The following is a 4,650-nucleotide window of genomic DNA, read 5'->3' as shown; positions in this document are numbered from 1 at the left end:
ACCTGGTCCTGGCCGCCGACGTGCTCTACGGCGCGGCCGCCGCGGACGCGCTCACCGCGCTGCTGCCGCGGGTGACCGGCCCGGACGGGCAGGTGTGGCTGGCCGACCCGGGGCGCCCCGAGGCGCCGCGCTGGCTCGACGCGGCCCGGGAGACCTGGACGGTCACATCCGGCAGACTGCCGGGCGGGGTGGACCTGCACGTCCTGCGCCGCCCCTGACCGTCCGGCCGGGGGCGGCGCAGGTGCGGATGCCGTCGCACCGGCCGGCTGCGATCATGGCCGGTGCACCGTGCAACGTCCTCCGGAAGGGGTCCCGCCATCCTCCGCCTGCCTCGGGCCGCCGCCTTCGCCTGCCTGGCCGTGACGTTCGCCGTGGTCATGCTCGGGGCGACGATGCCGACCCCGATGTACGCGCTCTACCAGCGCGAGCTCGGGTTCTCCCCCACCGTCCAGACCGTGATCTTCGCGCTCTACGCGGTCGGTGTGCTCGCCGCGCTGCTGGTCACCGGCCGGTGGTCGGACCAGCTGGGGCGGCGACCGGTGCTGCTGGCCGGGGTGGCGCTGTCGCTGGCGTCGAGCCTGGTGTTCCTGGTCGCGGGTCCGGTGTGGGTGCTGCTGGTGGGTCGGCTGCTGTCCGGCTTCTCGGCCGGGATCTTCGCGGGGGCGGCGACCGCCGCGGTCATCGAGGCCGCACCGGAGTCCTGGCGCGAACGCGGGGCCGCGGTCGCGACCGTCGCGAACATCGGCGGGCTCGGGCTGGGCGCGGCGCTCGCCGGGGTGGCCGTGGAGTACCTGCCCGCGCCGCTGCACCTGTCCTTCGCGGTGCACGCGGTCGCCGTCGCGCTGTGCGGGCTGCTCGTGCTGGGCGCCCCGGAGACGGTGACCGGGCGGCCCGCGCACCCGGCCTTGCGGCCGCAGGTCCCCGAGGTGCCGCCCGCGGTGCGCGCCGTGTTCGTGCCGGCGGCGACGGCCGGGTTCGCCGGGTTCGCGGTGCTGGGCCTGTTCACCGCGCTGTCCCCGCGGATCGTGTCGGACCTGATCGGGATCCCGAACCATGCCGTCGCCGGGGCGATGTCGCTGCTGCTGCTGGGCGCCTCGGTGCTCGCGCAGCTCGCGGTCCGCACCGCGCCCACCGAGCGGGTCCTTGCCCTGGGCTGTGTGCTGCTGGCGGCCGGTCTCGCGCTCGTCGCACTGTCGGTGGCGCAGGGGTCGATGGCCGAGCTGGTGGCCGGCGCGGTGGTCGCCGGGGCCGGTCAGGGCATGACGTTCTCCAAGGGCCTGGCCGCGGTGAACGCGCGGGTGGAGGCCCACCAGCGGGCGGGGACGACGTCGTCGTACTTCGTGGTGGTCTACGTGGCGATCTCGCTGCCGGTCGTCGGGCTGGGGGCGTCGAGCCAGGCGTGGGGACTGCGGACCGCGGGGATCGTGTTCTGCGTCGCGGCCGCGGTGCTCGCGCTGCTGGCGCTGGCGGCGCTGCTGGTCATCCAGCGGCGCGACGCGCGCGCGTCCGTGTGAGCCTCACCGGTAACCGGTCGTGTCGGCGGGCAGTCCCGCGTCCTGGACCTCGGTGACGTAGCGCCAGGCGTCGGGCCGGGACCCGTCGACGTCGTCGACCCCGTAGGCCCGCCCGAGCTCGCCCGAGGAGGTGGAGCGGCCGTTCCAGCGGTGCCGGTCGGGGTCGGCGGCCAGCGCGGCGATCCCGCGGCCGACGAACCGCGGGCTCTCCGAGATCGCGAAGTGCGGCTCGGCCACGCACGCGTCACGCCAGGTGTCGGCGGTGACCCCGAACTGCTCCAGCATGATCTCCGAGCGCAGCCAGCCCGGGGTGACGGCGACCGCGGTCCCACCGTGCCCGCGCAGCTCGTGCGCCCAGGACCGGGCCAGCCGGATGGGCGCGATCTTGGCCAGGTCGTAGAAGACGTTGAGCCGGTAGTGCTCGGCGTTGTAGGCCTCGGTGCCGTCGGTGACCTCGACGACGAGGCCGCCGGGTGTGCGGGAGAGCAGCCCCAGGGCGTGGTGGGCGGTGACGAGGTGGGTCTCGACCGCCAGGCGCAGCGTGCGCAGCCCGTTGTCCAGGTCGTGCTCCCAGACCGGGACGTCCCACTCGACCATCATCTCGCCGCCCCAGATGTCGTTGACCAGCACGTCGAGCCGGCCGTGGTCGCGCTCGACCCGCGTCACCAGCGCCCCGACCGCCCCGGGGTCGAGGTGGTCGGTGGGCACCGCGATGCCGGTGCCGCCCGCGGCGGTGACGAGATCGGCGGTGTCCTCGATCGTCTCCGGCCGGTCGTACTCCGACCGGGCCGCGCGGGTACTGCGGCCGGTGCAGTACACGACCGCGCCGGCCGCGCCCAGCTCGACCGCGATCCCCCGCCCGGCGCCGCGCGTCGCGCCCGCCACCAGCGCCACCCTGTCCCTCAGGTCCGTCATACCGGCCAGCGTCGCAGGGACCGGATTGTTTGTAAACGAGCATTCGGTTATGTTCGCCGGAGCCGATCCGAGCCGACGAGGGGACCGACTGCCGGCATGTTCGAGACGACCACCGAGATCACCGACCTCCAGCGGCTGCTGGACGCCTCCGTCTCCGGAGCCGGGGACCACCTGCGCAGCATCGTCACCCCCGGGGAGCGGACGCTGACCGCCGAGCAGCTCGTCCGGGTCGCCACCGGGATCTGCACCCTGGCGCTGGCCACCACCACGCGGCGCGGCGAACCCCGGGTCAGTGGTGTGGACGGACACTTCCTGCACGGCGCGTGGGTCGTCGGCACCGACCCCGGCGCCGTGAAGGCACGTCACCTCGCGGACCGCCCCGCGGTGAGCGCCGCCCACCTGCGCGGCGACGACCTCGGGATCTTCACGCACGGGACCGCGCACCCGCTCAACCCGGCCGGCGCACCCGCGCACCCCCGGTGGCCCGCGACCCTCGACCACCTGCAGCGCTGCTACGGACCGGAGGGGTTCGTCTGGGACGAGGTCGTCTTCTACCGGATCGAGCCGACCTGGATGGTCGCCTACAGCCCCGACCCGGCCGGCCTCGCCGGGTCCGCGGCGTCGACGGCGCCGCCCGCCTGAGAGGGTGAGCCGTGCCCCGTCGCAAGCAGGTCCCCGACGCGGACGTCCTCGACGCCGCCCTCGACGTGCTGCACGCCCGCGGTCCGCAGGCGCTCACCTTCGCCGCGCTCGCCGGGGCGAGCGGGCTCGCCCCGGCGACGCTCGTGCAGCGCTTCGGCGGGAAGTCCGACCTGCTGCGCCGGACCCTGCTGCACGCGTGGGACCGGCTCGACCGCGAGACCGCCCGGAGCGGGGCCGAGGCGGAGCGCACGCCGGAGGGCGCCGTCGCGTTCCTGGTCGGGCTGTCGGGGCAGTACGGCGGGATCGACAGCTACGCCGACGCGCTGCTGGTCCTGCGCGAGGACCTCCTCGACCCCGACGTACGACGACGGGGCGCCGCCTGGCGGCAGGCGCTCACCGACGTCCTCGACGCGTGCCTGGCCGGCACCCCGGGCGCCCCGGACGGCGCCGGCGCGCTCCTGGCGACCCACTGGCAGGGCACCCTGCTGTGGTGGAGCTTCGACCCCCGGCTGCCGGTGGCCGAGCACGTGGAGCGGGAGCTGACCCGGTTCGTGGCCGCGGTGCTCACGCCTCCGGCAGGTTCTGCACGTGCCGGAACCCGAACCGGCCCTTGATGCACAGGTGCCCGTGGGTGACCGAGTGGTCCGCCGGGCTGGTGACGTTGACGATCTCGCCCCGCTGCACGTGCAGCTCCAGGTTGCAGCCGACCCCGCAGAACGAGCAGATCGTCGTCGTGACGGTCTCCTCGTCGGGGTGCCAGTCGCCTGCCTCGCGGCGGTCGTGCTCGGCGACGGACTTCAGCGCCCCGGTCGGGCAGACCCCGATGCAGTTGCCGCAGTAGACGCAGGCCGACCCGGGCAGCTCGACGTCGTGCTCGGTGGCGATGCGGGCGTCGAACCCGCGGCCCGCGGCGGCGATCGCGAACGTGAACTGGGCGTCGGTCCCGCAGGCATTGACGCACTTGTAGCACATGATGCACCGCGAGTAGTCCCGCACGTAGAGTTCGTTGTCGATCTTCACGGGCTGGGCGACCGTCGCCCGGGTCGCGCCGTCGGGGGCCGGGTGGTGCCCGGCGTGGCGGCGGTCGCGCTCCCCCGCCGCGGCCGGCGGCGCGGGCGGACCGTAGCGGTCGGGGTCGACGCCGTAGTCGGTCATCCAGCGCGCCACGTCGGCGCTCGCCTGGGTCATGTCCACCGACGACGCCAGCAGTTCGAGGACCATCCGGCGGCTGTGCCGGACCTTGTCGGTGTCGGTCCGCACCTCCATGCCGTCCTCGCAGCGCCGCGCGCAGGAGGGCACCAGCGCGCGGGAGCCCTCGACCTCGACCACGCAGACCCGGCAGGCGTTGATCGGGTCCATGTTCGGCGCCCAGCACAGGGTGGGGGTGTCGGCCTGGGCGGGGGAGCCCTCGCGGTGCAGGGCGTCGAGGATCGTCGCGTCCTCCGGGACACGGACCTCGGTGCCGTCCAGGGAGACGGTGACGGTGCGCCGGATCGCGCCGAGCATCACCGGGCCGCCGGCGAGCCGTTCGGCCGGTCCGGGACCGGAGCCCGCCGGGTCGGCGACGGTCACGCCGACC

General features: G+C 75.1%; 6 protein-coding genes. 4 read left to right on the top strand and 2 right to left on the bottom strand.

Annotated elements, in window-relative coordinates; genetic code table 11:
- Positions 1-218 (top strand): hypothetical protein (locus tag NH602_RS28240; RefSeq protein WP_253069392.1); only part of this gene is annotated, 218 nt, incomplete at its 5' end.
- Positions 219-281: 63 nt separating this feature from the next.
- Positions 282-1,514, top strand: coding sequence for an MFS transporter (locus NH602_RS28235; protein ID WP_301548884.1), 1,233 nt, complete (start codon positions 282-284; stop codon positions 1,512-1,514).
- A gap of 3 nt (positions 1,515-1,517) precedes the next feature.
- Here the strand turns inward: NH602_RS28235 and NH602_RS28230 are convergent, their stop codons facing one another.
- Entirely contained in the window at positions 1,518-2,429 is a 912-nt protein-coding gene (locus tag NH602_RS28230) for an SDR family oxidoreductase (protein WP_253069390.1), read from the bottom strand.
- A gap of 96 nt (positions 2,430-2,525) precedes the next feature.
- Between NH602_RS28230 and NH602_RS28225 the strand changes: the two genes are divergently transcribed.
- Together NH602_RS28225 and NH602_RS28220 are read left to right on the top strand one after the other, a co-directional pair.
- The gene (locus tag NH602_RS28225; RefSeq protein WP_161152272.1) at positions 2,526-3,071 is read left to right on the top strand and encodes a pyridoxamine 5'-phosphate oxidase family protein; all 546 of its coding nucleotides are present in this window, start codon (positions 2,526-2,528) and stop codon (positions 3,069-3,071) included.
- 11 nt (positions 3,072-3,082) lie between these two features.
- A complete protein-coding gene (locus NH602_RS28220; protein ID WP_073574837.1) occupies positions 3,083-3,685 on the top strand; it encodes a TetR family transcriptional regulator in 603 nt (200 codons plus the stop codon).
- On the opposite strand, the gene NH602_RS28215 is transcribed toward NH602_RS28220, so the two are convergent.
- Entirely contained in the window at positions 3,636-4,643 is a 1,008-nt protein-coding gene (locus NH602_RS28215; RefSeq protein ID WP_253069393.1) for a 2Fe-2S iron-sulfur cluster-binding protein, read from the bottom strand. The two genes, NH602_RS28220 and NH602_RS28215, sit on opposite strands and share 50 nt — an antisense overlap.
- Positions 4,644-4,650 lie beyond the last annotated feature (7 nt).

Source organism: Pseudonocardia sp. McavD-2-B, from assembly GCF_024124365.1.
GTDB classification, from domain to species: Bacteria; Actinomycetota; Actinomycetes; order Mycobacteriales; family Pseudonocardiaceae; genus Pseudonocardia; species Pseudonocardia alni.
Note: the sequence above shows the minus strand (reverse complement) of the source record. Positions and strands in the feature narration are given on the sequence as shown.